The organism is Paraburkholderia monticola (assembly GCF_001580545.1).
GTDB classification, from domain to species: domain Bacteria; phylum Pseudomonadota; class Gammaproteobacteria; order Burkholderiales; family Burkholderiaceae; genus Paraburkholderia; species Paraburkholderia monticola.
In genome coordinates, this window is the sequence record NZ_LRBG01000005.1 from 1 (window position 1) to 26,095 (window position 26,095).

Consider the following 26,095-nt stretch of genomic DNA (forward strand, 5'->3'; position numbering starts at 1 on the left):
TGTTCTTTCGAACCGGTCGCTCACTCAACGTACTGACGAAGTGTTCAACCATCTCTCGATGGAAAAACCTTCCTTTCATTACTGTGTGAGGCTTCTGATACTTTTGCTTGACGACAGACCCCGGAGAATCCGCCGCTGCATTCCGCATCAAGCGCCCACACTTATCGGCTGTTAGTTTTTAAAGATCGATCCGCGCACTGCGCAGCACCTGACTTCCCGGCACTGCTTCGTTTGCGTCGCTGCGTCTGCAGCAGAGAAACGAGATTATGAAGAACTTCTATCGGATCGTCAACAGGTTTTTATCACTCGCTTAACCTGCCCACGCCGCTGAAGCCCCCGCCATTACTGGCTTCCCGCTCCCCCGTGCCCCGGCATCCGGTGCACGAAAGAGCGAGATTCTAGTCGCAGCGCCCCAAACTTGCAAGCGAATTCCTGGGGTTTTCCTTAGGGTGTTTTTCCCATACGGCCCGGATCCTCTATCGCCGGCGTTTTCACTTCCGGTGGCAGAGCCTGCGCGGCGGATGCGCCAATCGTCCAGTCATGAAGCACGGTGTAAGCGACCGCCAACAATGTAGGGCCGATGAACACGCCAAGGAAGCCGAACGCCAACGCGCCGCCGAGGATGCCAAGCATCACCAGAATCAACGGCATAGCGCTGTTCTTGCCAATCAGGATCGGCTTGATGACGTTGTCGGCCATACCGACCACCAGCACGCCCCATATGACGAGAAAGATCGCCCACCCGGTTGAGCCTCCCTGATACAGCCAGATCGCCGCGGGCAACCAGACTATGACCGGACCGCCCGGGATCACCGACAGAAAAAACGTCACGAGCCCCAGCAGCGCCGGAGCCGGCACCCCTGCCATCCAGCACCCGAATCCGGCGAGAACCGCCTGGACGAGGGCTGTACCAAGAATCCCGTAGACCACGCCCTTCACCGTGCTGCCCGCCAGCGCCAGCAGATAGTCAGCGCGCTCACCGGCGACTCGACGCATGCCGGCATTCAGCCACGCGGCTGCCCCTTCGCCACCGGTGTAAAAGAAGAACGCGAGCACGATGCTCAGCGCCAGCAGCCCCAGCCCATGCGTCACCGCAAGCGCCGCAGCCAAAATCCATTTCCCGGCCGGCGCGGCAAGCGTGCGTAATTGCGCGATCAACTCGGAATTGCTGCTAGTCAAACGCTCCCAAAATGCTTCAATGCTCGAACCGACGAGCGGAATCCGCTGCACCCACGATGGCAGATCAGGCAACCCCGACTCGAATAGTCTCTGCACGAGCGCCACGATCTGGTGAACGTGCGCGCCAAGCGCGAATCCAGCATAGACGAACGGCCCGAGCACCACGACCAGGATGATCAACACGATCAAGGTCGCTGCCAGCCTGCGCCGGCCGCCAACCACGCCAGTCAGCCGCCGATAGAGCCCCCAGGAACTGTAGCTGAGGATGGCGCCCCACAGCAGCGCGGTCGTAAAAGGCGCCAGCACCAGCAACGAACCACCCACCAGCACAATCAATGCGAATACCGCGGCAAGTCGTTCGATCAGTTGGTCCGATTTCACGATGGATCTCCTATTGCGCCAGACCGTGGCAATGAAATGACACACGCCCGTTAGGCGCCTGCTGAACGCCGTCAGTATAGAAGCGAGTCGTGCGTCCGGGGGTGTCTTATACCATCAGGCCAGGCCGACGTGCGCCGCGTGCGGCTGCGCCGCTGGCAAACGCATTTTTGAGATGAAAACCGCCCAAATCGCCCCGCGATTGCCGACCAATCGATATAGCTGCCCGGAAAAGACTAGAATATAAGGTTCCGTGCCCCCAATTTTTCGGATTTATGCGCTCGCGAATCGCCAAACGTCTCCCTCCCGACGCCGACAAGCTCGTCGGTCTCTCGCTCGCGCTTTTCGCGTCGGGCAGCCGTACCGAAGATCGCTTCTGGGAAGCGAAGCTCGACGCGCTGCTGGCCAAAATCGTGCGCAACGCCAACCAGACTACGCTGGACGCCGCGCTCGACCATCTGCAGCAGAACCATCCCGATGCCTACGGCGCATTGGCCGACATGGCGGAAACCCATAGCGAATCGTTCGTGCTCGAACACGAGGGTGTGCCTTATGAAGCGCTGCTGATCGCCGCGCCCGTGCTCGCCTGGACCCGCTATGTGATTCCGTCCGGCCCGCTCAAGTCCGACGCCGCCGACGCGCTGCGCGCGCACCTGCAAGCGCACGTGCTCGCCGCGAACACGCGCGTTGCGATGGCTCCATTCCTGTACAGCATCGACCAGTTGCCGCGTCACCACGTCGAAACGTGGCGCATCGCCCAGCAGCTCGCGCAAGCCGCGCTCGGCGGCGGCAACGCGAAGCTCAATTTCGGCGAACTGCCGGATACCTCGCCGATTCTTGCGGACCCGCGCTTTCTACTCGCCGTGGTCGCCGCACCGGTCGGCGAAGCGACGTTCCGCTGGCAGGAAGAAGAGCACGGCACTCGCATCGAGCGCGGCCAATGTCTCGAGCAATGGGCCACGCAAGGTGGTGCGAATCTGTCGGTCGTGCTCCCGGGCTGCGAGTTCGAATGCCTGCTGCCGGATGCCTACTACTCGGCCTGCCGCGACGCCGACGAAAGCGTGCGTCCGCACACCGTGCGTACCGCCGTTCGTTATCTTTTCGACACAATTGGCGCGGCGCCGCAGGACCTGCGCGCGGTGGTCGCCGGCTTCGGCGAACGGCGTATCGATGAGTACCGCGTCGGCTTCACGCGCAAGGGCAGCAACGACGTGATCTACGGAGTCGTGTGGCCACTCTACGGTCGCGAAAACGGCGAGCCGGGCATCGACGAGGAGCCGGAGGAAATCACCGGCTCGGACGATCCGCTCGAGGAAATCGTCGCGCTGCTCAAGGAAACCGGCATCACAGACGTGCGCCGCCACGCGGGCCGCTTCGAGCCGGAATATTGCGACGACTGTGGCGTGCCGCTGTACGCGGACCCGCTCGGCGAAATCGTCCATGCGGAAATGCCCGAGGACGCCGAGCCCGCGCAACCGCATTTCCATTGATCGCGACGTCGACGTCTTCGCCTGACCGCGAAAAAGCCCCGCCTGTGCGGGGCTTTTTTGTTGAATTCCCCCTTTTCTTATGCCTTTTGGACAGCCGTCAAAACGGAGGGATTTTGTCATCATAGGCACGGTGACGCATCGCCGTGATCGAGTCAGCTTCACGAGCCCCACAGATGCGTCGCGCAATTTCGCCCGACACATCTGGAGACCTGCATGCGCTTCTCGATTCTCAATTCAAACGCGGAACGACGTGATGGACTCAAAGCCCTGCTCCGGCAGATCGACCGGCTGGCACGCTTCACCGAAGCCGATGAATGGCGTCTGCTCGAACGTCCATTCAAGCGTTACCGGCCTGACCTCGTCGTGATCGACTGGGAAGACTGGATGTCGGTGGCGCAGGTTCGCACGTTGCTCAGCCACTATCCCGACCTGCGTATCAGCGTGCTCACCGACGGGACGTTGCCAGCGCTCGTGCGCGCGCTGATGGACGAGGGTGTGCTCGGCGTCGTTCCACGCGACACCGATCCCTGCCTGATCGTGCGCGCGCTGGAAATGGTGCTGCTCGGCGGTCACTACGTGCCGCCCGGCGCGCTGGCGATCGATCCGCCGCTGCCGACCGACACCACGATCCGTCCGTTCGATGAAGAAAGTCCGCCACCCCGCCGCAACAAACTCTCGAGCGGACTGTCACCGCGCCAGGAGCAGATCATGCGCTGCGTGCACATGGGCAGCACCAACAAAATGATCGCGCGCACGCTCGGCATTAGCGAGGGCACGGTCAAGATCCACCTCACGAGCATATTCCAGCAACTCGGCGCACCCAATCGCGCCGCCGCGGTCGCGCTTTACAACGGCTGGCTGACGAATCATCTGCAGGTCCTGCGCAACAACGGCGAGAACAGCGCGCGGCCCGTCATACGCGGGCAGCCCGGCCCGGTGCCGCTACGGCGTCGCCAACGCCCGCGCTTCCAATATCCGTTGCCCGGCAGCGACACCAGCACCGCGCTGCCAATGGCCGCGGAGCCCGCCACATCGTATGGCGATGCCCCGCACGACGGGCTCGCGCGCAAGCCGGTCAGGCCGGGCCCCGCATGACGTGGCGCGCGCCGATGCGGATGCCTCCGAACATCCGCATCGGCCCAGCGTTGACGGCCGGCTGGCATGGAATCCGCTCACACCTTTTCTCGTCCAACGAGTAATATGAGACACATGGGTTTCCTCTACACACCGCTTCCGTTCTGGGTCGCTGTCGGTGGCTGGATTGCCACCGCGATGGTGGTCGCGCTCGCGCTCTGGAAAAATCCTTTCAAAAGACTTCAGGACGGCACCCTCCAGCATGTATGGCTGGCGATCATCGTGGCGGTGTCGGTGCTGTGGGCGAGCAACGCCTGGCTCGACGACGGCACCGTAATGCACCTGCTCGGCGCCACGCTCGTCGTCACACTGTTCGACTGGGGGCTCGCGCTGATCGCGATGGCGGTGGTCACAGGTCTGGCCGCCGTCGTCTTCGATGCCCCGTGGCAGGGCATCGCGCTGACCTTCCTCATTTACGGCGCGTTGCCCGTCGCTGTCTCGACCTTGCTGCAGCGCATCTGCACAGCGTGGCTGCCGCGCAACCTTTTCATGTTCATCTTCGGCCAGGGCTTCGTTTCACCCGCCATTGCAGTGTCGCTGACCGCCGGGGCAGCGCTCGGCACTCATATCGCAGTCTCCGGCGGCTCGATGACCGTGATACCGGCCGGCTACGCGATCAGCGTGCTGCTGCTCGTCAGCGGCGAAGCATGGTTCACTGGCATGGCGACCGCGTTGATCGCGGTGTACCGTCCCGCGTGGGTCACCACGTACGATGTCCGACGCTATCGCCTGGGCGGACCGCGCACCTGAGCAAGCGCGCGCTTTGACGACGCGCGCGGCGCATCGGTGATAATCAGCGCCTCGTCATTGGTGGCTTACCGAACACTCCCACCAGGACAAGACAGAATATTTGCAGCAAGATTGAACTCAACCCTTGCGCGGGGCATCTTAATTGCCTCATCTCCCATTAGCGTCAAAAGAACTAGATGGATCGCACCAACGTATCGCGCCGATTGCTGCGGGTGATCGGCCGGTTGGCAGCCTGCGCGGCGAGTCTCTCGCTCGTCTGCGCGGCTCCCGCATTCGCTGATCAGCTCGAGCAGCACAACGACCTCGTCAAAAAATTCATCACCGAAATGCACGCCGATCCGCTCGTCGCGGACTGCGCCGCACATGGCGACTTTGTCGCGAGCACATCGACCGCGTTCGACCACGTCGAGTTTCCGTCCAGTTCGTTCGACGGCGCCCACTCGTCTGTCACGCCGTGGAACGACTCGTTCGACGAAGGCAAGCAGCGCGTCAAGGTGGACAGCATCGTCACCGTCGAGGGCGTGGGCGTGCGCCAGAACAATTCAGGCGAGCCGGCCGATCTGAAATTTCGCTGCGGCTACGTGGGCTCGCAGATGCTCGCCTTCAGCTGGAACGATCCGGTACCGCCGAACCGCGCGCATAGCGAGGGATCGGGAAAGCACAAGGGCGGCAAAGGCAAGCACGCGGTCGGTGGCAAATCGTCGAAGAAGTCGTCGAACACAAGCTCGGGCAAATCGTCGCGCGCGACCTCAAGCAAATCGGCCAACAAGAATTCCAAGAAAAAGAGTCAATGACCTTTGGCGCTGATCTCGCGCCGCCCCGCCGACTGGTCGCCCCAATAGAAAACAGGCACGCACTTTTTCCGTGCGTGCCTGTTTTTTTATGCCCACCCGTGCGCTTCTTTAAGCGAACGTCTCCACGTGACGCAAAATCGCCTGCAACATCGCGGCGCCTAGCGACGCGCTGCGCTCGCCGCTCCAACCCACCCGCTCGTCGGGCAGATTCGCGTTGTCCTTGAACGGCATTTCCAACGTCAATGACAGACAGCCGAATTCGTTGCCGATGTACTTCGACGCGAGCTTCAAGGCATCCTCGCGATACTTGCTTGCCGCATAGCCATGCTCGTCCTGGAAATCCGGACTCGCGTGCTTGAACGCCTCGATGAACGCCTTCTGCTCGCGACCCTGCCGCTCGGTGAAGCCCGGCAGCATTTCGGAGCCCGCGACGAACACATACGGCAGCGCCTCATCGCCATGAATATCGAAAAACAGGTCGCAGCCCGTCGCGTGAATCGCGTCGCGCACCGCCAGCACTTCGGGGCTACGCGCGGCGTCCGGTTCCATCCATTCGCGATTCAGGTTGGCGCCGGCCGCGTTGGTGCGCAGATTGCCGTGCACGCTGCCGTCCGGATTCATGTTCGGCACGATGTGGAACACCGCGTGATCGTAGAGCTTGCGCGCGACCGGATCGCCCGCCCAATCGCCCCAGCCCACGAGGCGCTTCACGAAACCTTCGATAAACCATTCGGCCATCGTCTCGCCCGGATGCTGGCGCGCGATCAACCAGATCTTCTTTTTCGGCACGGCGTTGGCGGCCTCGTCCGTGGCCGGCATGCCGAGCGTGAGCAGCGAAATTGGCCGCCCTTCGACCGTCTTGCCGAGCTCGGTCAGCGACGCGTGCGGCATCTGCTGCACGGCGCCGAGAAACTCGGCATGGCGTTCCTCGCTGTACGGCTCGAAATACGCGTAGTAGATGCTGTCGAAATCCGGCGTGTGGTCGATCGTCAGGACCTTGCCGTCGTACGAGGTCGGCACGCGAAACCAGTTCACCCGGTCATAGCTGGCCACCGCCCGATAGTCGCGCCAGCCCTCGGCGAACGCGCACGCGGCGGCGTTCTCGAAGGTCATCACGCAGCGCTCGCCCGCCGCACCCGAGAGGCGGAAATAGAACCACTGCGCGAACTCGGCGTGGCTGTCGGGCCGCACGCGCAGGCGAATATTGCCGGCGTCCTCGCAGGACAGCACATCGATCGCCCCTGCGTCGAAATTGCTCGTAATCGATAACGTCATGAGAGTGTTCCCTGCCAGAATTCACGCTGCCTGTTCGCCGCAGCGGCACGCCTAGTCCGCAATGCGGCGGCGAAATACGTAAGTGGAGTCGTTCGAGGCTTCGGCGTTGAACGTATAGCCTTCGGTATCGAAATCCCGCAACTGCTCGGGACGCTCGATACGGTTTTCCACCGCGAAGCGCGCCATCAAGCCGCGCGCGCGTTTTGCATGGAAGCTGATGATCTTGTAGCGGCCGCCCTTCCAGTCTTCGAACACCGGTGTGACGACCGGCGCGTCCAGCAGCTTCGGCCTGACCGACCTGAAGTATTCGCCCGATGCGCAATTGACCAGCACACGCGAGGCCGCCGCGTTCCTGTTCAGTTGCGCGTTCAACGCCTGCGTAATGCGCTCGCCCCAGAACGCGTAAAGATCCTTGCCGCGCGGATTGGCGAAGCGCGTGCCCATTTCGAGCCGGTACGGCTGCAGCAGATCGAGCGGACGCAACAGGCCATATAGACCCGAGAGCACTCGCACATGATTCTGCGCATAGTCGAGATCGGCCGACGACAACGTCTTCGCATCGAAACCTTCGTAGACGTCGCCGTTGAAAGCGAGCACCGCCTGCTTGGCATTGTGCGTGCCGAATTGCGGCGACCAGTCCGCGTAACGCTGAAAATTGAGGTGCGCGAGCTGATCGGAAATGCTCATCAGCGAAGCGATCTGTTGCGGCGACAAACGGCGCAGGCCGTTGATCAGTTCGGCGGCATCGTCAACGAAATCGGGGATCGTGTGCTTTTTGACGTGCGGCGGGGTGTCGTAGTCGAGCGATTTCGCCGGCGACAGAACGATTATCATAGAGGCTTGCAGGCACGCCGTGCCTGGCGGTCAAAGACGAAAGCCCGATTGTAACGAATGCCCGGTTCCCTCGCCTCAAGCGGCGCCTTGCGCGTCGTACTCGATTCCAACGTGTGGATCGATATTCTCGTATTCGACGACCCGCACACGCGGCCGATCGCCGCCGCGCTCGAAAGCGGCGCGCTCGCCGCGCTGATCGACGCGCGCTGCCTCGCCGAGCTCACCTATGTGCTCGACTATCCGCAGTTCGCGCACCGGAACGTCGACAAAGCCGCAGCGCTCGCGGTCGTCGCGCGGCTCACGCAACTGGTTGAGCCGCGTGAGGCGGTCGGGTCCGATGGCAACACACGGCCGCTGCCCCAATGCAAGGATCGCGACGATCAGAAGTTTCTCGAGCTCGCACATTCGGCGCAGGCCGACTGGCTCGTGTCGAAAGACCGCGCGGTGCTGAAGCTCGCGAAACGTATCGCGCGTGATTTCGGCTTCCGGATCGCGCAACCAGCACCATTCGTCGCGGAGATCGGCCTCGCTCAGAATGTCGGGACCGACACCGTCATCGCGTGAATCCGGCCGAACGGTCGACGTGAGCGCCACGCCGCACAGCGTGCCGCAATTCCCTACAATCAGGCTTCGCCCTTCGGAACGACAGTTTCAATCACCGGCCAACCTTATCGCCCTGCTACCCACGACGCCATGAACGCACCGCACGACACGCCCACGAGCCCCACGTTTCCGTCTCGCCTGCCGACCGTCGGCACGACGATCTTCACCGTGATGAGCGCGCTCGCCGCGGAAAAAGGCGCGGTGAACCTGGGCCAGGGCTTTCCCGACTTCGCCTGCGATCCGCGCATCGTCGACGCGGTCGCCAACGCCATGCGCGACGGCCACAATCAGTATCCGCCGATGGCTGGCGTGCTGCCGCTGCGCCAGGCGATCTCGGACAAGATCGCGAACCTGTACGGCCGCCGCTACGACGCGAATAGCGAAATCACCGTCACCGCGGGCGCCACCCAGGCGTTGCTGACTGCGATCCTGTGCACGGTCCATGCGGGCGACGAAGTGATCGTGATCGAGCCGACCTACGACAGCTATCTGCCGTCGATCGAACTCGCGGGCGGCACGCCCGTCTTCGTCACGCTCGACGCACCCGACTACGCGATCCCGTTCGACAAGCTCGCCGCCGCGATCACGCCGAAAACACGGCTCATCATGATCAACACGCCGCACAATCCGACCGGCACGGTGTGGCGCCACGAGGACATGCGCAAGCTCGAGGAGATCGTGCGCGGCACCAACGTGCTGATCCTGTCCGACGAAGTGTATGAGCACATGGTCTACGACAACGCGCCGCATGAAAGCGTCGCGCGCTATCCGGAGCTCGCGCAGCGCAGCTTCGTGGTGTCGAGCTTCGGCAAGACCTATCACGTGACCGGCTGGAAGGTCGGCTACGTGGCCGCACCCGCCGCGCTCACCGCCGAGTTCCGCAAGGTGCACCAGTTCAACGTGTTCACCGTCAACACGCCGATGCAGATCGGTCTCGCCGATTACATGAAGGACCCCGCGCCATACATCGACCTGCCGGCGTTTTATCAGCACAAGCGCGACTTCTTCCGCGCCGGCCTCGCGAAATCGCGCTTCAGGCTGCTGCCGTGCACGGGCACCTATTTTCAGTGTGTCGACTATTCGGCGATCAGCGATCTGCCCGAAGCCGAATTCGCCCAATGGCTGACCGGCGAAATCGGCGTGGCGGCCATCCCGGTGTCGGCGTTCTATCACGAGGCGCACGAGTCGGGCGTGGTGCGTTTTTGCTTCGCCAAGCAGGAAAGCACGCTCGCCACCGCGCTCGAACGGCTCGTGCGGCTCTAGGATTCTCCGCGCGATGTCACGAACGAATCCACGTTCCTTGCCATCGCGCTTAGCGGCATGGGTGTGCGCCTCGCACCCTTGCCCGCTTCACAACACTGCGGTCCTTCCCTCAGGACGCACGCGACGCGGCGACCCAAGCCTTGCGATCCTCGGTCACGCGCTGCGCGGCCGGTCGCGCGTTGATCGTCTTCACGTAGCGCTTCCAGTCGATCCCCGCTTCGAGCAGAAAATCGCGGCCGTAAATGGTCTGCGTCGTCATCCCGACGAGCGGCAGACTCACGTAGCCGGCGGTATCTGCCACGCTGAACTGCTCGCCGCACAGATACGGCGCGAACTTCGCGATCCGCCTGAAGCCGGCGATGTGATGCGTGAGCAGCTTTTCGACCCGCCCTTTCGTCGCGTCACTGACGGTGCCGCCGAAAAACGCTTCCTTGTACAGATTGCGCACCGTCAGCTCCAGATGCACGTCGATGAAGAAGATCATTTCGCGCTCCTTGGCCGCTTGCCACGGATCGGCGGAGAAGATCTGCCTGTCGGGAAAACGCGCAGCCAGATATTCGATAATGCACTGCGACTCGCACAGATCGCCCTGCTCGGTCTGCAGATAAGGCACTTTGCCGAGCGGCGAATGCTCGAGCATCGCCGGATCCTGACTCGGCTTCACGAGTTCCTCCTCGAACTCGATGCCATGCTCGAGCAGCACGAACTTGACCTTGTTGAAGTAGTTGGAAAGCGCGAAACCGCACAGCTTGATCATCGGGTGTGTCCTTGTGTCATCGTGTGTGAGACCGCGCGTCGAAGTCGAAGCCGCGGCTTTTGATCAGATCATCCAATAAATTGCACGATCGTGCTATTCTGAAATAACCATGGAGTCAGGCATCACAATGAACTCTCGCAATTTCCGTATCGAGACCATCGGCATTGTCGGCACCGGCGCAATGGGCCGCGGCATCGCGCAGATCGCGGCGCTCGCGGGCCTGCAGGTGCGGCTCTACGACACCAACGCGGCCGCGGTCGGCGCCGCGCGCGACTATCTCGCGGAGACTTTCGCCAAATTGACGGCCAAAGGCAAGCTCGAGCAGTCGCGCTCGCTTGCCGCGCTCGCGAACGTGAGCGGCGTGCAGGCAGTCAGCGAACTGGTCGGTTGCGATCTGGTCGTCGAGGCGATCGTCGAAAAGCTCGATGTTAAGCAGGCGCTGTTTCGCGAGCTCGAAACCGTGGTCAGCGGCCGCTGCATCCTCGCGTCGAATACGTCGTCGCTGTCGATCACCGCGATCGCCGCGGGCTGCACCGATCCCTCGCGCGTGGTCGGCTATCACTTCTTCAATCCGGTGCCGTTGATGAAAGTCGTCGAAGTAATCGACGGCTTGCGCAGCGACCCCGAGGCCGGCGACGCGCTGATGGATCTCGCGCGCCGCCTGGGTCACACGCCCGTGCGCGCGAAGGACATGCCCGGCTTCATCGTCAATCACGCGGGCCGCGGCATGAATACCGAGGGCTTGCGCGTGGCGGGCGAAGGTGTCGCGAGCTTTGCCGACATCGACCGCATCATGCGCGAGCAGGCGGGCTTTCGCCTCGGGCCGTTCGAGCTGCTGGACCTGACCGCGCTCGACGTGTCGCATCCGGTGATGGAATCGATCTATCACCAGTTCTACGAAGAACCGCGCTATACGCCGTCGCCGATCACCGGCACGCGGCTATCGGGCGGACTGCTCGGCCGCAAGAGCGGCGAAGGTTTCTATCGTTACGTGGACGGCAAGCAGCAAGTCCCTGCCGAAAACCCCGCGCCGACCACGCTGCCGCAAAGCGTGTGGGTCAGCAAGCGCTACCGCGAGGCCTACGAAGCCGTCGTGCAACTAGTCGGCAAAGCGGGCGTGCCGCTCGACGAAGGTGCGACGCCCGCCGCCGGTTCGCTGATCGTCGTCACGCCGTTCGGCCATGACGCGACCACGGCCACGGTCGACGAAGCGCTCGACGCAAGCCGCGTCGTCGCCGTCGACGCGCTGTTTCCGCTGGTCGGCGCGCAACGCCGCACGCTGATGACGACTCCGGCCACGACACGCGCCGCCCGCGATAGCGCGCATGCCCTCTTCGCCGCCGATGGCGTGCCCGTCACCGTGATCCGTGATTCGACCGGCTTCGTCGCGCAACGGGTAGTCGCGACGATCGTCAACATCGGCTGCGACATCGCGCAAAAGCAGATCGCGACACCGCAGGACATCGACCTCGCCGTCACGCTCGGCCTCGGCTATCCGCGCGGACCGCTTGCGCTCGGCGATGCGCTCGGCGCCACTACCATTCTCACCATCCTGCGCAACATGCACAGCGTGCTCGGCGAGCCGCGTTACCGTCCTTCGCCATGGCTCGCAAGACGCGCGCAACTCGGCCTGTCGCTCACGCACCGCGACGCCGCCGATATCCAACCGGAGACCCAGTCATGAGCGCCGCCCTGCTCGCTTCACGCCCCGCCAGCAGCGAATCCACGCTAGTCCTCACGCTTTCGAACCCCGGTGCGCGCAACGCGCTGCATCCGGACATGTACGCAGCCGGCATCGAAGCGTTCGATACCGTCGAGCGCGATCCGTCGATTCGGGCCGTCGTGATCACCGGCGCCGACAACTTCTTCTGCGCGGGTGGCAACCTGAACCGCCTGCTCGAAAACCGCGCGAAAGATCCGTCCGTGCAGGCCGATAGCATCGACATGCTTGCTCAATGGATTTCGGCGCTGCGGCTATCGTCGAAACCGGTCATTGCCGCCGTGGAAGGCGCGGCGGCCGGCGCGGGATTTTCGCTCGCGCTGGCCTGCGATCTGATCGTCGCCGCCGACAATGCCAAGTTCGCGATGTCGTACGCACGCGTCGGCTTGACGCCCGACGGCGGCGGCTCGTGGTTCCTTGCGCAGTCGCTGCCGCGTCAGTTGGCCACCGAGGTGCTGATCGAAGCCAAGCCGATCGGCGCCGCGCGTCTGCACGAACTCGGCGTCGTCAACCGGCTCACGAAGGCCGGCACCGCGCTCGATAACGCGCTCGGCTGGGCCGACGAGCTCGGCGCGATTTCGCCCAATTCGGTCGCGCGCATCAAGGGGCTGATCGCCGCGGCCGGCACGCAGCCGCTCGTTGACCATCTGGTCGCCGAGCGCGATAACTTCGTCGCGTCGCTGCATCATCGTGACGGTCTCGAAGGCATCACCGCGTTCCTCGAAAAACGCGCGCCGGTCTACAAATAAGCGACGGGAGAGCCGCCCGACATGCCCGACTACCAACTGCCGAAACGTCGCCGCATCTACCTGATGCGCCACGGCGACGTCACCTATTTCGACGACTCCGGCCGCGCGATCGATCCCGAAACCGTGCCGTTGAACGCGAACGGTCGCGAGCAGGCGAGCGCGGCGGGCCGCGTGTTCGCCGCGCAGCAGGTGCGCTTTGACCGCGTGATCGTCAGCGGCTTGCCGCGTACGATCGAAACCGCGCAACGCGTGCTCGCCGAAACCGGCCAGCAGATCGAAGCGGAGATCGAGCCCGCGTGGCAGGAGATTCGCGGCGGACGGCTCGGCAGCATTCCGCCGAGCGATATCGAGGCGGCGTTTCTCGGCGTATTCGACGGCATCGTGCCGGAGAGCATGCGCTTTCTCGATGGCGAAACGATCGGCGAGCTGTTCGATCGCGTGCTGCCGGCCGTCACGGCGCTGCGCGAGGACGCCTCGTGGGACACCGTGCTGCTGGTGCTGCACGGCGGCGTCAATCGGGCGATCCTCTCGCACGCGCTGACGGCCGGCGGCCGCACGTTCTTCGGTCATCTGTCGCAGGCCACCGGCTGCATCAACGCGCTCGACGTCGGCACCGCGCCGCGCGACTGGGTCCTGCGCATGCTCAACTATTCCCCACCGTCGCCGTTGCATCGCGACGTCCGCAACACCACGATGGAAATGCTCTACGCACAATTCGTTCAATACCAGCGTAGCTAACACCGAACTGGAGGAGACCCATGGCGCCAGCCACGCAGACCGGCGAACCCGCAAGCGGCCAGGACTACTCGGCTTTCGAGGGCACCCGCCCGGTCAACGAGCGGCAACGCTTCGACAACGACGCGCTCGCCGCATGGCTGGCGGGGCACGTCGACGGCTTCGAGGGGCCGCTCACGCTCGAGCAGTTCGCGGGCGGACAATCCAATCCCACGTTCAAGCTGATCACGCCGTCGCGCTCCTACGTGATGCGCGCGAAGCCCGGACCCGCCGCGAAGCTGCTGCCATCCGCGCATGCGATCGAACGCGAATACCGCGTGATGCACGCGCTCACCGACACCGACGTGCCGGTCGCGCAGATGCTCGCGCTGTGCGAAGACGAAAGCGTGATCGGCCGCGCGTTCTATGTGATGGAGTTCGTGGAAGGCCGCGTGCTGTGGGATCAATCGCTGCCCGGCATGACGCCCAGCGAGCGCGCGGCGATCTATGACGAAATGAATCGCGTCATCGCGGCGTTGCACCGTGTCGACGTCGCGGCCGCCGGCCTCACCGATTACGGCAAGCCCGGCAATTACTTCGCACGCCAGATCGGACGCTGGAGCAAACAGTATCTGGCATCCGAGACCGAGCCGATCGACGCGATGCATCGGCTGATCGACTGGCTGCCGCAGCATATGCCCGCGGAGACGAGCGGCCGTACCTCGGTCGTGCATGGCGACTATCGGCTCGACAACCTGATCTTCGATCGCAACGAGCCGCGCGTGCTCGCGGTGCTCGACTGGGAACTGTCGACGCTCGGCGATCCGCTCGCCGATTTCGCGTACCACTGCATGGCGTGGCATGTCGACCCGGCGCAGTTCCGCGGCATCGCGGGACTCGATTGGGCCGCGCTCGGCATTCCCGATGAAGCGCGGTACGTCGAGCGCTATTGCGAACGCACCGGGTTCGAGATTCTTGGCGACTGGAATTTCTACCTGGCGTACAACATGTTCCGCATCGCCGCGATCCTGCAAGGGATCATGAAGCGCGTCGTCGACGGTACCGCGTCGAGCGCGCAGGCACTCGACGCCGGCCGGCGCGCGAAGCCAATGGCCGAACTGGCCTGGCATTACGCGCAGAAGGTTCTCTAGACGAGAACGGCGCCCCTCATTCGCAGTCCGTTATCCGCGAGGTCTCAGATGAATTTCGATTACACCCCGAAAGTCCAGGCGTTACGCGAAAAACTGCTCGCCTTTTTCGACGAGCACATTTATCCAAACGAGCAGGCGTTCTATGCGGAGATCGCGCGCAATCGCCAGAACGGCAACGCATGGGTGCCGACCGAACTGATCGAGCAACTCAAGCAGAAGGCGCGCGAGGCCGGCCTGTGGAATCTGTTCCTGCCGCAATCGGCGCGCGGCGCCGGCCTGACGAACCTCGAGTACGCGCCGCTGTGCGAGATCATGGGCCGGGTGCCCTGGGCGCCGGAAGTGTTCAACTGCAACGCGCCGGACACCGGCAACATGGAGACGATCGAGCGCTACGGCAGCGAAGACAACAAGCGCGAGTGGCTCGAACCGCTGCTGCAAGGGCAGATCCGTTCGGCGTTTCTGATGACGGAACCGGAGGTCGCATCGTCGGATGCGACGAACATCCAGACCAGCATCGTGCGTGAAGGCGACCACTATGTGATCAACGGTCACAAGTGGTGGTCCTCTGGCGCGGGCGATCCGCGCTGCAAGGTTTATATCGTCATGGGCAAGACCGATCCCGACGCGCCGCGCCATCAGCAACAGTCGATGATCCTCGTGCCCGCCGACGCCACCGGCATCACCGTGCACCGTCCGCTCACCGTGTTCGGTTACGACGACGCGCCGCACGGCCACATGGAGATCACGCTCAACAACGTGCGCGTTCCCGCCACCAACCTGCTGCTCGGTGAAGGCCGCGGCTTCGAGATCGCGCAAGGGCGCCTCGGACCGGGACGCATCCATCACTGCATGCGCCTGATCGGCCTCGCCGAACGCGCGCTCGAACTGATGGCGAAGCGTTCGCTGCAACGTGTCGCGTTCGGCAAGCCGGTCGCAGCGCAGGGTGTGACGCAGGAGCGTCTCGCGGAGGCACGCTGCATGATCGAGCAGGCGCGTCTGCTCACGCTGAAGACCGCGTACATGATGGACACCGTCGGCAACAAGGGCGCGCGCGGCGAGATCGCGATGATCAAGGTGGTCGCGCCCAACATGGCGTGTCAGGTGATCGACTGGGCGATTCAGGCCCATGGCGGCGGCGGCGTCAGCGACGACTTCCCGCTCGCCTACGCGTATGCGTCGGCGCGCACGCTGCGCTTCGCCGACGGCCCCGACGAAGTGCACCGCAACGCGATTGCCAAGCTCGAACTCGCGCGTCATATGGATGCGGGCGCGGCGGCTCGCGTGGAAATGCCGGTCACACGCGGTTGAGTGCAACAGCAGCGGCTCTCCGTGGGCGGGAAGCCTGAGTCCGCGGCAAGCAGCATCGCGCGATCTATGCTCTAATTTTCGACGACGGCGGCGCCCTCTTTGCGGCGCCGCTTTGACGAACAAGGAGCCAGGATGATCGACGTTTATAGCTGGGCGACCCCGAACGGCCACAAGGTTCATATCATGCTCGAGGAGACCGGGCTGCCCTACACCGTGTATGGTGTGAATATCGGTGCGGGCGACCAGTTCACACCCGAATTTCTCGCCATCAGTCCCAACAACAAGATTCCCGCGATCGTCGATTCCGACGGCCCGAAAGGCGTCGATGGCCGGCCGTTCGCGCTGTTCGAATCGGGGGCGATCCTGATTTATCTCGCCGAGAAAACCGGCAAGTTTCTACCGACCGACCCAGCCGCGCGCTACACAGTGCTGCAATGGCTGATGTTCCAGATGGGCGGGCTCGGTCCGATGCTCGGACAAACGCATCACTTCCGCGTGTATGCGCCCGAGCAGATCGAATACGCGGTCAATCGCTACACCAACGAAGCGCGACGTCTGTACGGCGTGATGGACACGCAGCTCGGCAAGACGCGTTATCTCGCGGGCAACGACTATACGATCGCGGACATCGCCGCGTTTCCGTGGACGCGTTCGTGGAAAAATCAGGGCATCGACCTCGATACGTTGCCGAACGTAAAACGCTGGCACGAAGAGATCGCTGCGCGGCCAGCGGTGGTGCGCGGCGTCGAAGTACTCGCGTCCGCGCGCGTGCCGCTCATGGACGACAAGGCGAAAGAGATCCTGTTTGGCGCGACGCAGTACGCAAAACACTAGTTTCAGGCCGTCGCGCCGACACGGCGCGACACAAACAGAAAGCGCGAGCGGCGTGCAAGCCGACTCGCGCTTTTTCATTTCATCTGCGCCGCAAACACGCTAGAAATAATGGCGCGTGATGAACTCGGCGACGCACACCGGTCGCTCGCTGCCCTGACGCTCCAGCGTCACATTCCACGCGAGCTGCACGCCGCTGTTCTCGACATCGGTCACCGACTCCACTGCGAACTTCCCGCGCAACGACGAACCGACCAGCACCGGTGACACGAAACGCACGCGATTCAAGCCGTAGTTGACGCCCATGCGTTGCTCGATCCTCACCGTTTTGCCGAGCAAAGCCGGAATCAACGACAGCGTCAGAAACCCATGCGCGACCGGCCCACCGAACGGCGATTCGCGCTTGGCCCGCTCGGGATCGATGTGAATCCATTGATGATCGCCGGTCGCCTCGGCGAAACGGTTGACCCTGTCCTGATCGACGACGAGCCATTCGCTGACGAGTGGCTCCGCGCCGATGAGCGCACGCAAAGCTTCCGCGTTGTCGAACGCGACGATCGTCGACGTGCTAGCCGCCGCGCTTGCCGTCATGCCGCTGCTCCCGGTTTGCGCAGGCCGAAGATACCGTTCGAGCTCACCGTGATCACCGTTTCGCCGTGCTGATTGATGCCTTCCCAGCGCGTCGACACGATGCCGCGATCGGGTTTGCTCTGCGACACGCGCTTGTCGACGATGACGTTCATCATCGTGATCGTGTCGCCGACACGCACCGGCTTCAGCCAGCGAATCTCGTCAATACCGGGTGAGCCCATCGAGGTCGAATCCGCCAGCAGGTTGCGCACGAGCATGCCCATCATCACCGAGCACGTGTGCCAGCCACTGGCGACGAGACCGCGGAACGGCGATTCGGCCGCGGCGGTTTCGTCGAGATGAAACGGCTGCGGATCGAACTTCTGGGCAAACTCGACAATCTCCTCGCGCGTGAACGTGTGCTTACCGACTTCACGGCACGTGCCCACTTCCATGTCTTCGAAACTGATTTTCATCGTGCAACTCCTTTGTCCGGTTGAACGGCCCGATCAGTCTTCGACGACGGCAAATCCGGGCAACGTGGCGAACCGGGCGAGATGATGATCGACATCGCCGAGCGTGGTCTCGATGATCGCGAGACGCTTGAACAGATGCGCGGCGGCCACTTCGTTCGTCACGCCCATGCCGCCGTGCAACTGCACCGCCTGTTGACCGACGAAGCGCGCGGCCTGGCCGACCCGAACCTTTGCCGCGGAGATGGCGCGACGGCGCTCGTTCGCGTCTTCGCTGGCGTAGCGCATCGCAGCCAGATACGTGATCGAACGCGCCTGCTCCGCGTGGATCAGCATCTCGACCATGCGGTGCTGCAACGCCTGGAAGCGCGCGATCGGCTGGCCGAACTGCTGACGCGTTTTCGTGTACTCGACAGTGGCGTGATTGAGCGCGTCGAGCGCGCCGACCGCTTCCGCGCACAACAGCAGCGTGCCGTAGTCGGCGATATGCTCAAGTGCCGCCGCACCCGCATGCTGGCCGGCGAGACGACGCGCGAGCGTGCCGTTGAATTCGAGCGTCGCGGCGCGCTGGCCGTCGATCGTGCGGTAATCCGTAATATTGACGCCGGCCGCGTGACGCGCGACGACAAAAAGCGCGATCTCGCCATCGAGGCGCGCCGGCACGATCCAATGGTCCGCCTGCGCACCGTGCAGCACGACCGACTTCGTGCCGTTCAGCGTGTGTTGCGCGCCCTGCCCGCTCGCGGTCGTCGCGACGTCGAACAGATCGTAGCGCGCTAGCGGCTCGTGAAACGCCACGGCCAGTTTGGCTTCGCCCTGGGCCGCCCGTTCGAGTAGTGCTGCATCCTCGCCTTCGCCACTGCCGGCAATGCGCAGCGCTTCGATGCCAACCGCAGTCGCCCAATACGGCTCGACGACGAGCGCGCGGCCGAGTTCCTGCATGACCACGAGCATGTCGATCGGACCGCCGTTGAAGCCGCCCTGCGCTTCCGGCACCGGCAATGCCGTCAACCCCAGCTCGGTGAACGCTGCCCAGTGCGCAGCGGAGATGCCCGCCTCGGAGCGCACGATCTCCTGGCGCGCCTCGAAGCCATAGCTCTTGTCGAGATAGCGGCGCAGCGCGTCGGCAAACTGCTGCTGTTCGTCGTTGAAAGTGAAGTCCATGCGCCGCTCCTCAAAGTCCGAGAATCATCTGCGCGATGATGTTCTTTTGAATTTCGTTCGAGCCGCCGTAAATCGACGTCTTGCGGAAGTTGAAGTAGTACGCGGCGAGGGGCGCGGCAGCGTCGTCGCCGGCCAGACTGTGCTCGCGTTCGCCTTCGAGGAACGGTACGTCGAACGGCGCGGCAAGCGGGCCGATCGCGTCGAACATCAGCTCGGTCAACCCTTGCTGCACCTCGGTACCCTTGATCTTCAGCATCGACGCTTCCGGGCCCGGGCCGCGACCGCCTGCCTCGCTGGCCACCACGCGCTGCACAGTGACTTCGAGCGCCATCAGCTCGATCTCGAGACTCGCGACCTTCGCGGCAAACACCGGATCGTGCAGAAGCGGCTTGCCGTTCTTTTTCTGGTTCAGCGCAAGGCGCTTCAGGAATGCGAGTTCGCGCTTGGAGCCGCCAACTCGCGCAATGCCCGTACGCTCGTGCCCGAGCAGGTATTTCGCATACGTCCAGCCGCGATTTTCTTCGCCCACCAGATTCTCGAGCGGTACCTTGACGTCCTCGAAGAACACTTCGTTGACTTCATGATCCTCGTCGAGCGTGATGATCGGCCGCACCGTGATGCCCGGCGTTTTCATGTCGATCAGCAGGAACGAGATGCCCTCCTGCTTTTTGGCGCCGCTGTCGGTACGCACGAGGCAGAACATCATGTCGGCGTGCTGGCCGAGCGTGGTCCAGGTTTTCTGACCGTTGACTACGTAGTGATCACCGACGCGTTCGGCGCGAGTGCGCAGCGACGCGAGGTCGGAGCCCGACCCCGGCTCCGAATAGCCCTGACACCACCAGTCCGTGCCATCGAGAATACGCGGCAGATAGTGGCGCTTCTGTGCCTCGCTGCCGTACTTCATCAGAACGGGCGCGACCATCGACACGCCGAAAGGCAGCACGGTAGGTGCGCCGATACGCGCGCATTCCTCTTCCCAGATATGCCGTTGCGTCGCGTCCCAGCCGGGGCCACCGTATTCGCGCGGCCACGCGACCACCGACCAGCCTCGGGTGCCGAGCAGCCTATGCCAGCTTGCGAAGTCTTCGCGGGAAAGACGTTTGTGATTGAGAACCTTGTCGCTCAACTCACGAGGCAGATTTGCTTCGAGCCAGGCGCGGATGTCGACGCGGAACGCGTCTTCAGCGGGGGAATAGTCCAGATTCATGCGTCGTGTCTCCTGGCCGCCACCATCCGGCCGCCTGGAGCCACCGCACTATTGCAGCGGTTCCTTCAGCGCAGCCGGGACCGGCAGCGGCATCACTTCGATGCCTTCCTCGACCAAGGCACGCGCATCTTCCGGTGTCGTCACACCGCGAATGCTGCGCGCGGGCGCTTCGTTGTAGTGAATGCGCCGCGCTTCCTCGGCGAAGCGGTCGCCCACGTTCTCAGTCTTCTCCAGTACCTCGCGCAGCGCTCGCATCATATGCGCCTGCATTTGCTCCACGCCGGCCGACGCCTTTGAGTCGGTCGCGCCTGACAGATTCAGACGCGGTGCCGACGGCAAACGGCTCACCTCGTTCGCACCGCAGATCGGACATTCGACGAGCTTGCGGGACTGCTGCGACTCGAAGTCATCAGCCGAAGCGAACCAGCCTTCGAACCGATGGCCATGCGGACACTGTAAATCGAGGACCTTCATGTGGAATCAGGGCTTGCGTGCCAGTTTAGCGCAAAATGGAAATTTGTGAACGATCGTTCGCAAAAGATTGGGGGCCGACGTGTAGGCGCCAGATGCTGCAAGCGAATCTGACGCGGGTGCGCGATTTTAACGCTTTACGGCACACGCTGCCGAAGGCGGCCCGACGCGTAACCCACGCCGTGCTGGCTCCGTTCCCCTGAGCGTTTTCCGTGCGCCGCTACGCCACGAGGTTTCCGAGTTGGCGGCTCACGCGCGGTTCGATCTGACGGACCTCCTTCGTTAGATTGATCTGCTTCGCCAGTTTCGCGACATCTGCCACACCAGTCTTGATCTCGTACCCACCGCGCGCTATCAGCCATTCGAGCACGTCGGCCAGATGCCACACCGACGCACTGCCTTCGTGGACCGGGGCCGGGAAATCCATGGCGTGGTTCACCATCAGCTTGCGCATGTTTTGCCGCGACACGCCGGCCACCTCGGCCACGTCGGTCAGCCCCACGAAGTCGGGGCCCGCTTCGACGAGCCGCGCGGACGGCACCGCGCGTTTCACGTCCTTGAGTGCGCTGGCGACGGCCTCGAACGCGGTCGCGCCCTCGCGGGTAAAAAGCAGGCCGAGCCGGCCCGGTTGTCCAACGCCAACCGTGGCGTCGTCGCATCCCGCTTCGCCCAAACGCTCGACGATTGCATCCGCATCGCAATCTTCCGCGACGAGGCGGTATTTCAACGTGAACACATATTCCATCCGTTACTCCTGTCTTTGTTTAGCCCAGGTTTCTGCGCTTCCTGTTCAATGCCGACGAGCCCGGTGCCGAACCGTGCAGTTGTCGACGATGCGCCGCAGGTGTCTGGCGTGATTGCCGAGGCTCCTCGGTGTACTCCAGACGCTCGATATACAAAACTCTCCGCAACGACATTCGCCATCTTTGTACGGGCAATAGATTTTTCCCCACGCATGACCTTTTCCGCCGTCCTGAACGCGCCAGCCTTGCTCCTCTGCGTACGCCAATGCGGCCTCGATCTCTTTCTTCGTGTGCCTTCTTCGAACCATCGACACCTCCAATCTAGTCGGCGCGATTGCAGTTGTCAATCGACAACCAAAAATCAGCCTGAAATCAGATTACTCCGATGCCGATCGTTCGTTATCCCAAACAAGATAGCCGGCCGACACGGGAATCGGAAGGTTCATACTAGCCCGCCGCCGAGGCCGCGACGAGCTAGCCGGACGACCTAGGAAATGGCTTATTCTCTTAGCCCAGAGCGGAACCGCGAAACCAATGACAAAGCCCCTGCCAGTCATCAACCAGCAGGGGCTTCGCTAAACGACAACGCGGATCAGCTATCTGACAGAAGCGAACTTAGACCGCTACGGAGGTCTCCATCGGCCACGTGCCCGACAGCACTTTCTCAAGCCAGAATGTCCCGATGATCGTCTTCACATCGGTGATCTTTCCCGTGCGAACCCACTCGGACACCTGCTCCACGGTTGCCGTGAAGAGTTCGAGGAACTCGCCTTCGTCAAGCTTGCGCTCGCCCGCGGTCAATCCGCGCGCGAGATAGATATCAATGAATTCGGTCGAATAAGAAATGATCGGGTGAATCCGTGTCAGGTACACGTACTCGCGTGCGGTATAGCCTGTTTCCTCGCGCAGTTCGCGCACCGCGCAGGCCAGCGCTCCCTCGTTCGGGTCGAGCTTGCCGGCCGGATACTCGACCATCACCTTGCCCATCGGATAGCGATACTGGCTCTCCAGCAGCACGCGGCCGTCATCGAACAGAGGAATCACCATGACGGCGCCCGGATGCTGAACGTATTCGCGCGTCGCGTGTTTGCCGTCGGGAAGTCGGACCGTATCGTATTTGACCGTCATGAACGGCCCTTGATGGACCGTCTTGCTGTCGATACAAGTCTCGGTTAGCGCGGCGTCGTGATTGGGAAGTTCAGCCATGTGCGGACCTCAGAACAGCCAGGCGCGCGACGGCGAGACGCCGTCAGCGGCGTTTGACGAGATATTGGAAGGTAAAGCCGGGGAACGCGAACACGACGAACAGCGCGAACGTGATCGCATAGAACTGCCAGCCCTGCTCGAAGCGATTTCCGGCGCGCGCCTCGAGCAGAAAGCCCAACGCGCCAACCACGAAATACAGCGCGATCAACTCGGCGATCCGAAGCCAGCCGCTCTTCTTCGCCGCCTTCAACGGCACAGCGGCGAAGAGGCGCTGATTCAGGAACGGCAGGTTGGCGCCGACCAGCGCCAATAGCACGATAAACCAACCCGCAGCGGACATCAGAGCAGCAACGTGTGCTGAACAGCCTGCAGACAGGCGCGCAACAGCGGATCCGGCACGATACCGAGCACCAGCACGGCCACGCCATTGAACGCGAGCAACGCGCGCGTGCTCGTGTCGGCCAGGATCGGCGACTTGTCTTGCGGCTCGTCGAAGTACATCAGCTTGACGATGCGCAGGTAGTAGAACGCGCCGAACAGCGACGTGATCACGGCGAGCACGGTGAGCCAGGTCAGGCCGGCGTTCATCGTCGCCTGCAGCACGGCAAGCTTCGCATAGAAGCCGACTGCCGGCGGAACGCCCGCGAGCGAGAACATCATGATCATCATCACGAACGCGAATACCGGGCTGCGCTGATTGAGGCCCTTGAAGTCCTCGAGCGTATCCGCCTCGAAGTCGCGGCGCGCGAGCAGCATGATGACGCCGAAACTGCCGAGCGTCGTGATCAGGTAGACGATGCTGTAGAACATCGCCGAGCCGTACGCGCTCGCGGCGCCCGTGGTCTTCTGGTCGACCACGCCGGCGAGCAGGCCGAGCAGCACGAAGCCCATGTTGGAGATCGCCGAGTACGCGAGCATCCGCTTGACGTTGCGCTGCACGATACCGGTGATGTTGCCGACGATCAGCGACAGCGCTGCCAGAATCACCAGCATCTGTTGCCATTCGACCGCGAGCGGCAGCAGGCCCATCACGAGGAAACGAAGGCCCCACGCGAACGCTGCAACCTTCGGACCGCCGCCAACCACGAGCGTCATCGCGGTCGGCGCGCCCTGATAGACGTCAGGCACCCACATATGGAACGGCACCGCACCCATCTTGAATGCCACGCCCGCCACGATGAAGATCACGCCGAACAGCAGCACGGTCGGATCGTAGTGGCTCGTGCCGATCGCCTTGAACACTTCGTTCAGGTCGAGCGAGCCGGTCGCGCCGTACAGCATGGAGATACCGTACAGCAGGAAACCGGAAGCCAGCGCGCCGAGCACGTAGTACTTCATCGCCGCTTCGTTCGACGACGCCACTTCTCGGCGCAGCGCGATCACCGCGTACAGCGACAGCGACATCAGTTCCAGACCGAGGTACAGCGTCAGGAAGTTGTTGCCCGAGATCATCACGAGCTGGCCGAGCAGCGAGAACATGCCGAGCAGGAAGAAGTCACCGCGGAACAGGCCACGGTCTTCCAGATAGCGACGCGAATAAACGATCGTCACGGCATAACCGAGCGACACCACCGCCTTCATCACATTGGCGAACGGATCGACCACGTACATGTGATTGAAGAAGTAATGCACTTGCGGGTCGAACGCATTCATCGCGAACCAGATCCCCGCGACGAGCGACGAGAAGAACGCGATGAAATACGTGGTACGGCGACCGTCCTGGCCGACGAACGTGTCGTTGAGCCACGCGATCACAACGGCGAGCATCAACAGTGCGTCGGGCAACAGAGCAGTCATAGGGGCGTTTTGCATGGTCTTAAATTCCTCCGCTCGTCGTTACTGAGACAACGGCAGCTTCGATTGAGCAACGTGGGAGAGGAGGTTTTCCACGGATACGTGCATCACATCGGTAAAGGGCTTCGGGTACAGGCCCATGAACAGCGTCAGTGCGGCGAGCACTGCCAGCATGAAAAATTCGCGACGGCCGATGTCGAGCAGGCTCTTCACGTGATCGTTCGCGACCGCGCCGAAGTACACGCGCTTGTACATCCACAGCGTGTAGGCCGCGCCGAGAATCAGCGTGACGGCCGCGCCGCTCGCGATCCAGAAGTTGTACTGGACGGAGGCCAGAATCACCATGAATTCGCCGACGAAACCGGAAGTGCCCGGCAAGCCGCAATTCGCCATCGCGAACAACATCACGAAAGCCGCGAACTTCGGCATCACGTTGACGACGCCACCGTAATCGGCGATCTGACGCGAGTGCATGCGGTCGTACAGCACGCCGATGCACAGGAACATGGCGCCCGACACGAAGCCGTGCGAGATCATCTGCACGATCGCACCTTCCGCGCCGAGCTGATTGAAGATGAAGAAACCGAGCGTGACGAAACCCATGTGCGCAATCGACGAATACGCGACCAGCTTCTTCATGTCGGCCTGCACCATCGCGACCAGCCCGATGTAGATCACCGCGATCAGCGACAGCGTGATCACGACCGGCGCGAGGAAGTGGCTCGCGTCCGGCGTGATCGGCAGCGAGAAGCGCAGGAAACCGTACGCACCGAGCTTCAGCATGATCGCGGCCAGCACGACCGAGCCGCCAGTCGGCGCTTCCACGTGCGCGTCCGGCAACCACGTGTGCACCGGCCACATCGGCACCTTGACCGCAAAGGCCAGGAAGAACGCGATAAACAGCAACACCTGCGGCGTCATCGCGATCTGCGCGTGCTGCCACGTGGCGAGGTCGAACGTGCCGGTTTCGTTGTACAGATAGATCAGCGCAACCAGCATCAGCAGCGAGCCCATCAGCGTGTACAGGAAGAACTTGAACGCCGCATACACCCGGTTCGCCCCGCCCCACACACCGATAATGATGTACATCGGGATCAGCGTCGCTTCGAAGAACACGTAGAACAGCATGCCGTCGGCCGAGCTGAACACGCCGACCATGATGCCCGACAGGATCAGGAACGCCGCGAAATACTGGCCGACGTTCTTCGTGATCACTTCCCACCCGGCGATCACGACGATCACCGTGATCAACGCGGTCAACACGACGAACCACATCGAAATACCGTCCACGCCGAGGTGGTACGTGATGTGAAAGCGCTCGATCCAGTTCGCCTGCTCGACGAACTGCAGGTCGGCGGTGCTCGAATCGAAGCTCGTGATCAGCGGCAGCGTGACGAGAAAGCTGAGGACCGAGCCGATCAGCGAGACCCAGCGCGCGGGCGCGGGGTTCTCGTCGTTGCCGATCGCGAGGACCAGCAGACCGAACAGGATCGGCAACCAGATCGCGATGCTGAGAATCGGATAAGCGTGCATGAGT

General features: G+C 62.9%; 27 protein-coding genes. 12 read left to right on the forward strand and 15 right to left on the reverse strand.

Annotation, left to right across the window (positions count from 1 at the left end):
* Window positions 1-444: 444 nt before the first annotated feature.
* Complete coding sequence (locus tag CI15_RS08285; protein ID WP_082814190.1) at window positions 445-1,560, reverse strand: AI-2E family transporter; 1,116 nt, start codon at window positions 1,558-1,560, stop codon at window positions 445-447.
* Between the two features lie 272 nt (window positions 1,561-1,832).
* Between CI15_RS08285 and CI15_RS08290 the strand changes: the two genes are divergently transcribed.
* The 4 genes from CI15_RS08290 (at window position 1,833) to CI15_RS08305 (ending at window position 5,725) form a co-directional block, all read left to right on the forward strand.
* Window positions 1,833-3,047 (forward strand): DUF2863 family protein, encoded by a 1,215-nt coding sequence (locus tag CI15_RS08290; protein ID WP_062126204.1) that lies wholly within the window; start codon window positions 1,833-1,835, stop codon window positions 3,045-3,047.
* 213 nt (window positions 3,048-3,260) lie between these two features.
* Window positions 3,261-4,142, forward strand: coding sequence for a response regulator transcription factor (locus CI15_RS08295; protein ID WP_062126206.1), 882 nt, complete (start codon window positions 3,261-3,263; stop codon window positions 4,140-4,142).
* 114 nt (window positions 4,143-4,256) lie between these two features.
* Window positions 4,257-4,931, forward strand: a complete 675-nt coding sequence (locus CI15_RS08300; protein WP_062126208.1) for an energy-coupling factor ABC transporter permease — start codon at window positions 4,257-4,259, stop codon at window positions 4,929-4,931.
* A gap of 176 nt (window positions 4,932-5,107) precedes the next feature.
* Window positions 5,108-5,725, forward strand: coding sequence for a BspC domain-containing protein (locus tag CI15_RS08305; RefSeq protein WP_062126211.1), 618 nt, complete (start codon window positions 5,108-5,110; stop codon window positions 5,723-5,725).
* Between the two features lie 108 nt (window positions 5,726-5,833).
* On the opposite strand, the gene CI15_RS08310 is transcribed toward CI15_RS08305, so the two are convergent.
* Together CI15_RS08310 and yaaA are read right to left on the reverse strand one after the other, a co-directional pair.
* Window positions 5,834-7,000, reverse strand: a complete 1,167-nt coding sequence (locus CI15_RS08310; RefSeq protein ID WP_062126213.1) for a M14 family metallopeptidase — start codon at window positions 6,998-7,000, stop codon at window positions 5,834-5,836.
* 51 nt (window positions 7,001-7,051) lie between these two features.
* A complete protein-coding gene (gene yaaA / locus CI15_RS08315) occupies window positions 7,052-7,834 on the reverse strand; it encodes a peroxide stress protein YaaA (protein WP_062126216.1) in 783 nt (260 codons plus the stop codon).
* Window positions 7,835-7,891: 57 nt separating this feature from the next.
* On the opposite strand from yaaA, the gene CI15_RS08320 reads away from it, so the two are divergent.
* The gene (locus tag CI15_RS08320; protein ID WP_062126218.1) at window positions 7,892-8,398 is read left to right on the forward strand and encodes a putative toxin-antitoxin system toxin component, PIN family; all 507 of its coding nucleotides are present in this window, start codon (window positions 7,892-7,894) and stop codon (window positions 8,396-8,398) included.
* A gap of 129 nt (window positions 8,399-8,527) precedes the next feature.
* A complete protein-coding gene (locus CI15_RS08325; protein WP_062126221.1) occupies window positions 8,528-9,700 on the forward strand; it encodes a pyridoxal phosphate-dependent aminotransferase in 1,173 nt (390 codons plus the stop codon).
* A 109-nt stretch (window positions 9,701-9,809) separates the two neighbouring features.
* Here CI15_RS08325 and CI15_RS08330 read toward each other — a convergent pair whose 3' ends face one another.
* On the reverse strand, window positions 9,810-10,457 hold the full coding sequence (locus CI15_RS08330) for a glutathione S-transferase family protein (protein WP_062126224.1): 648 nt from the start codon (window positions 10,455-10,457) through the stop codon (window positions 9,810-9,812).
* Window positions 10,458-10,584: 127 nt separating this feature from the next.
* On the opposite strand from CI15_RS08330, the gene CI15_RS08335 reads away from it, so the two are divergent.
* The 6 genes from CI15_RS08335 (at window position 10,585) to CI15_RS08360 (ending at window position 16,933) form a co-directional block, all read left to right on the forward strand.
* Complete coding sequence (locus tag CI15_RS08335) at window positions 10,585-12,141, forward strand: 3-hydroxyacyl-CoA dehydrogenase (protein ID WP_062126226.1); 1,557 nt, start codon at window positions 10,585-10,587, stop codon at window positions 12,139-12,141.
* Entirely contained in the window at window positions 12,138-12,926 is a 789-nt protein-coding gene (locus tag CI15_RS08340; RefSeq protein ID WP_062126229.1) for an oxepin-CoA hydrolase, alternative type, read from the forward strand. Before CI15_RS08335 ends, CI15_RS08340 begins: the two co-directional genes overlap by 4 nt.
* A gap of 21 nt (window positions 12,927-12,947) precedes the next feature.
* Window positions 12,948-13,664, forward strand: a complete 717-nt coding sequence (locus CI15_RS08345) for a histidine phosphatase family protein (RefSeq protein WP_062126232.1) — start codon at window positions 12,948-12,950, stop codon at window positions 13,662-13,664.
* Between the two features lie 20 nt (window positions 13,665-13,684).
* Complete coding sequence (locus CI15_RS08350; RefSeq protein WP_062126235.1) at window positions 13,685-14,791, forward strand: phosphotransferase; 1,107 nt, start codon at window positions 13,685-13,687, stop codon at window positions 14,789-14,791.
* Window positions 14,792-14,839: 48 nt separating this feature from the next.
* Window positions 14,840-16,099, forward strand: coding sequence for an acyl-CoA dehydrogenase family protein (locus tag CI15_RS08355; protein ID WP_062126238.1), 1,260 nt, complete (start codon window positions 14,840-14,842; stop codon window positions 16,097-16,099).
* Between the two features lie 132 nt (window positions 16,100-16,231).
* Window positions 16,232-16,933: a glutathione binding-like protein gene (locus CI15_RS08360; protein ID WP_062126241.1), complete on the forward strand. Its 702-nt coding sequence runs from the start codon at window positions 16,232-16,234 to the stop codon at window positions 16,931-16,933.
* A 99-nt stretch (window positions 16,934-17,032) separates the two neighbouring features.
* On the opposite strand, the gene CI15_RS08365 is transcribed toward CI15_RS08360, so the two are convergent.
* From CI15_RS08365 to CI15_RS08410, 11 genes are all read right to left on the reverse strand, one after another.
* On the reverse strand, window positions 17,033-17,521 hold the full coding sequence (locus CI15_RS08365) for a MaoC family dehydratase (RefSeq protein ID WP_062126244.1): 489 nt from the start codon (window positions 17,519-17,521) through the stop codon (window positions 17,033-17,035).
* A complete protein-coding gene (locus CI15_RS08370; protein WP_062126247.1) occupies window positions 17,518-17,976 on the reverse strand; it encodes a MaoC family dehydratase in 459 nt (152 codons plus the stop codon). Before CI15_RS08370 ends, CI15_RS08365 begins: the two co-directional genes overlap by 4 nt.
* A 33-nt stretch (window positions 17,977-18,009) precedes the next feature.
* The gene (locus tag CI15_RS08375) at window positions 18,010-19,137 is read right to left on the reverse strand and encodes an acyl-CoA dehydrogenase family protein (protein ID WP_062126250.1); all 1,128 of its coding nucleotides are present in this window, start codon (window positions 19,135-19,137) and stop codon (window positions 18,010-18,012) included.
* Window positions 19,138-19,147: 10 nt separating this feature from the next.
* Window positions 19,148-20,344: an acyl-CoA dehydrogenase family protein gene (locus tag CI15_RS08380; protein ID WP_062126251.1), complete on the reverse strand. Its 1,197-nt coding sequence runs from the start codon at window positions 20,342-20,344 to the stop codon at window positions 19,148-19,150.
* A 48-nt stretch (window positions 20,345-20,392) separates the two neighbouring features.
* On the reverse strand, window positions 20,393-20,818 hold the full coding sequence (locus CI15_RS08385; protein WP_062126254.1) for a DUF1178 family protein: 426 nt from the start codon (window positions 20,816-20,818) through the stop codon (window positions 20,393-20,395).
* Window positions 20,819-21,035: 217 nt separating this feature from the next.
* Window positions 21,036-21,560, reverse strand: a complete 525-nt coding sequence (locus tag CI15_RS08390; protein WP_062126256.1) for a helix-turn-helix transcriptional regulator — start codon at window positions 21,558-21,560, stop codon at window positions 21,036-21,038.
* 45 nt (window positions 21,561-21,605) lie between these two features.
* Window positions 21,606-21,866: a hypothetical protein gene (locus tag CI15_RS37620; RefSeq protein WP_075643677.1), complete on the reverse strand. Its 261-nt coding sequence runs from the start codon at window positions 21,864-21,866 to the stop codon at window positions 21,606-21,608.
* Between the two features lie 307 nt (window positions 21,867-22,173).
* The gene (locus CI15_RS08395; protein ID WP_062126259.1) at window positions 22,174-22,764 is read right to left on the reverse strand and encodes an NUDIX domain-containing protein; all 591 of its coding nucleotides are present in this window, start codon (window positions 22,762-22,764) and stop codon (window positions 22,174-22,176) included.
* 43 nt (window positions 22,765-22,807) lie between these two features.
* Window positions 22,808-23,104: a DUF2818 family protein gene (locus CI15_RS08400; protein WP_062126261.1), complete on the reverse strand. Its 297-nt coding sequence runs from the start codon at window positions 23,102-23,104 to the stop codon at window positions 22,808-22,810.
* Window positions 23,104-24,576: an NADH-quinone oxidoreductase subunit NuoN gene (gene nuoN, locus CI15_RS08405; protein ID WP_062126264.1), complete on the reverse strand. Its 1,473-nt coding sequence runs from the start codon at window positions 24,574-24,576 to the stop codon at window positions 23,104-23,106. The genes CI15_RS08400 and nuoN overlap by 1 nt, the downstream gene beginning before the upstream one ends.
* Window positions 24,577-24,600: 24 nt before the next feature.
* Window positions 24,601-26,091 (reverse strand): NADH-quinone oxidoreductase subunit M, encoded by a 1,491-nt coding sequence (locus CI15_RS08410; protein ID WP_062126267.1) that lies wholly within the window; start codon window positions 26,089-26,091, stop codon window positions 24,601-24,603.
* Window positions 26,092-26,095: the final 4 nt, after the last annotated feature.

Bases quoted from the DNA above. Each gene is read 5' to 3' on its own strand.
- CI15_RS08290 (WP_062126204.1), top strand. From the start codon at position 1,833: ATGCGCTCGCGAATCGCCAAACGTCTCCCTCCCGACGCCGACAAGCTC.
- CI15_RS08295 (WP_062126206.1), top strand. From the start codon at position 3,261: ATGCGCTTCTCGATTCTCAATTCAAACGCGGAACGACGTGATGGACTC.
- CI15_RS08300 (WP_062126208.1), top strand. From the start codon at position 4,257: ATGGGTTTCCTCTACACACCGCTTCCGTTCTGGGTCGCTGTCGGTGGC.
- CI15_RS08305 (WP_062126211.1), top strand. From the start codon at position 5,108: ATGGATCGCACCAACGTATCGCGCCGATTGCTGCGGGTGATCGGCCGG.
- CI15_RS08310 (WP_062126213.1), bottom strand. From the start codon at position 7,000: ATGACGTTATCGATTACGAGCAATTTCGACGCAGGGGCGATCGATGTG.
- yaaA (WP_062126216.1), bottom strand. From the start codon at position 7,834: ATGATAATCGTTCTGTCGCCGGCGAAATCGCTCGACTACGACACCCCG.
- CI15_RS08320 (WP_062126218.1), top strand. From the start codon at position 7,892: ATGCCCGGTTCCCTCGCCTCAAGCGGCGCCTTGCGCGTCGTACTCGAT.
- CI15_RS08325 (WP_062126221.1), top strand. From the start codon at position 8,528: ATGAACGCACCGCACGACACGCCCACGAGCCCCACGTTTCCGTCTCGC.
- CI15_RS08330 (WP_062126224.1), bottom strand. From the start codon at position 10,457: ATGATCAAGCTGTGCGGTTTCGCGCTTTCCAACTACTTCAACAAGGTC.
- CI15_RS08335 (WP_062126226.1), top strand. From the start codon at position 10,585: ATGAACTCTCGCAATTTCCGTATCGAGACCATCGGCATTGTCGGCACC.
- CI15_RS08340 (WP_062126229.1), top strand. From the start codon at position 12,138: ATGAGCGCCGCCCTGCTCGCTTCACGCCCCGCCAGCAGCGAATCCACG.
- CI15_RS08345 (WP_062126232.1), top strand. From the start codon at position 12,948: ATGCCCGACTACCAACTGCCGAAACGTCGCCGCATCTACCTGATGCGC.
- CI15_RS08350 (WP_062126235.1), top strand. From the start codon at position 13,685: ATGGCGCCAGCCACGCAGACCGGCGAACCCGCAAGCGGCCAGGACTAC.
- CI15_RS08355 (WP_062126238.1), top strand. From the start codon at position 14,840: ATGAATTTCGATTACACCCCGAAAGTCCAGGCGTTACGCGAAAAACTG.
- CI15_RS08360 (WP_062126241.1), top strand. From the start codon at position 16,232: ATGATCGACGTTTATAGCTGGGCGACCCCGAACGGCCACAAGGTTCAT.
- CI15_RS08365 (WP_062126244.1), bottom strand. From the start codon at position 17,521: ATGACGGCAAGCGCGGCGGCTAGCACGTCGACGATCGTCGCGTTCGAC.
- CI15_RS08370 (WP_062126247.1), bottom strand. From the start codon at position 17,976: ATGAAAATCAGTTTCGAAGACATGGAAGTGGGCACGTGCCGTGAAGTC.
- CI15_RS08375 (WP_062126250.1), bottom strand. From the start codon at position 19,137: ATGGACTTCACTTTCAACGACGAACAGCAGCAGTTTGCCGACGCGCTG.
- CI15_RS08380 (WP_062126251.1), bottom strand. From the start codon at position 20,344: ATGAATCTGGACTATTCCCCCGCTGAAGACGCGTTCCGCGTCGACATC.
- CI15_RS08385 (WP_062126254.1), bottom strand. From the start codon at position 20,818: ATGAAGGTCCTCGATTTACAGTGTCCGCATGGCCATCGGTTCGAAGGC.
- CI15_RS08390 (WP_062126256.1), bottom strand. From the start codon at position 21,560: ATGGAATATGTGTTCACGTTGAAATACCGCCTCGTCGCGGAAGATTGC.
- CI15_RS37620 (WP_075643677.1), bottom strand. From the start codon at position 21,866: ATGGTTCGAAGAAGGCACACGAAGAAAGAGATCGAGGCCGCATTGGCG.
- CI15_RS08395 (WP_062126259.1), bottom strand. From the start codon at position 22,764: ATGGCTGAACTTCCCAATCACGACGCCGCGCTAACCGAGACTTGTATC.
- CI15_RS08400 (WP_062126261.1), bottom strand. From the start codon at position 23,104: ATGTCCGCTGCGGGTTGGTTTATCGTGCTATTGGCGCTGGTCGGCGCC.
- nuoN (WP_062126264.1), bottom strand. From the start codon at position 24,576: ATGCAAAACGCCCCTATGACTGCTCTGTTGCCCGACGCACTGTTGATG.
- CI15_RS08410 (WP_062126267.1), bottom strand. From the start codon at position 26,091: ATGCACGCTTATCCGATTCTCAGCATCGCGATCTGGTTGCCGATCCTG.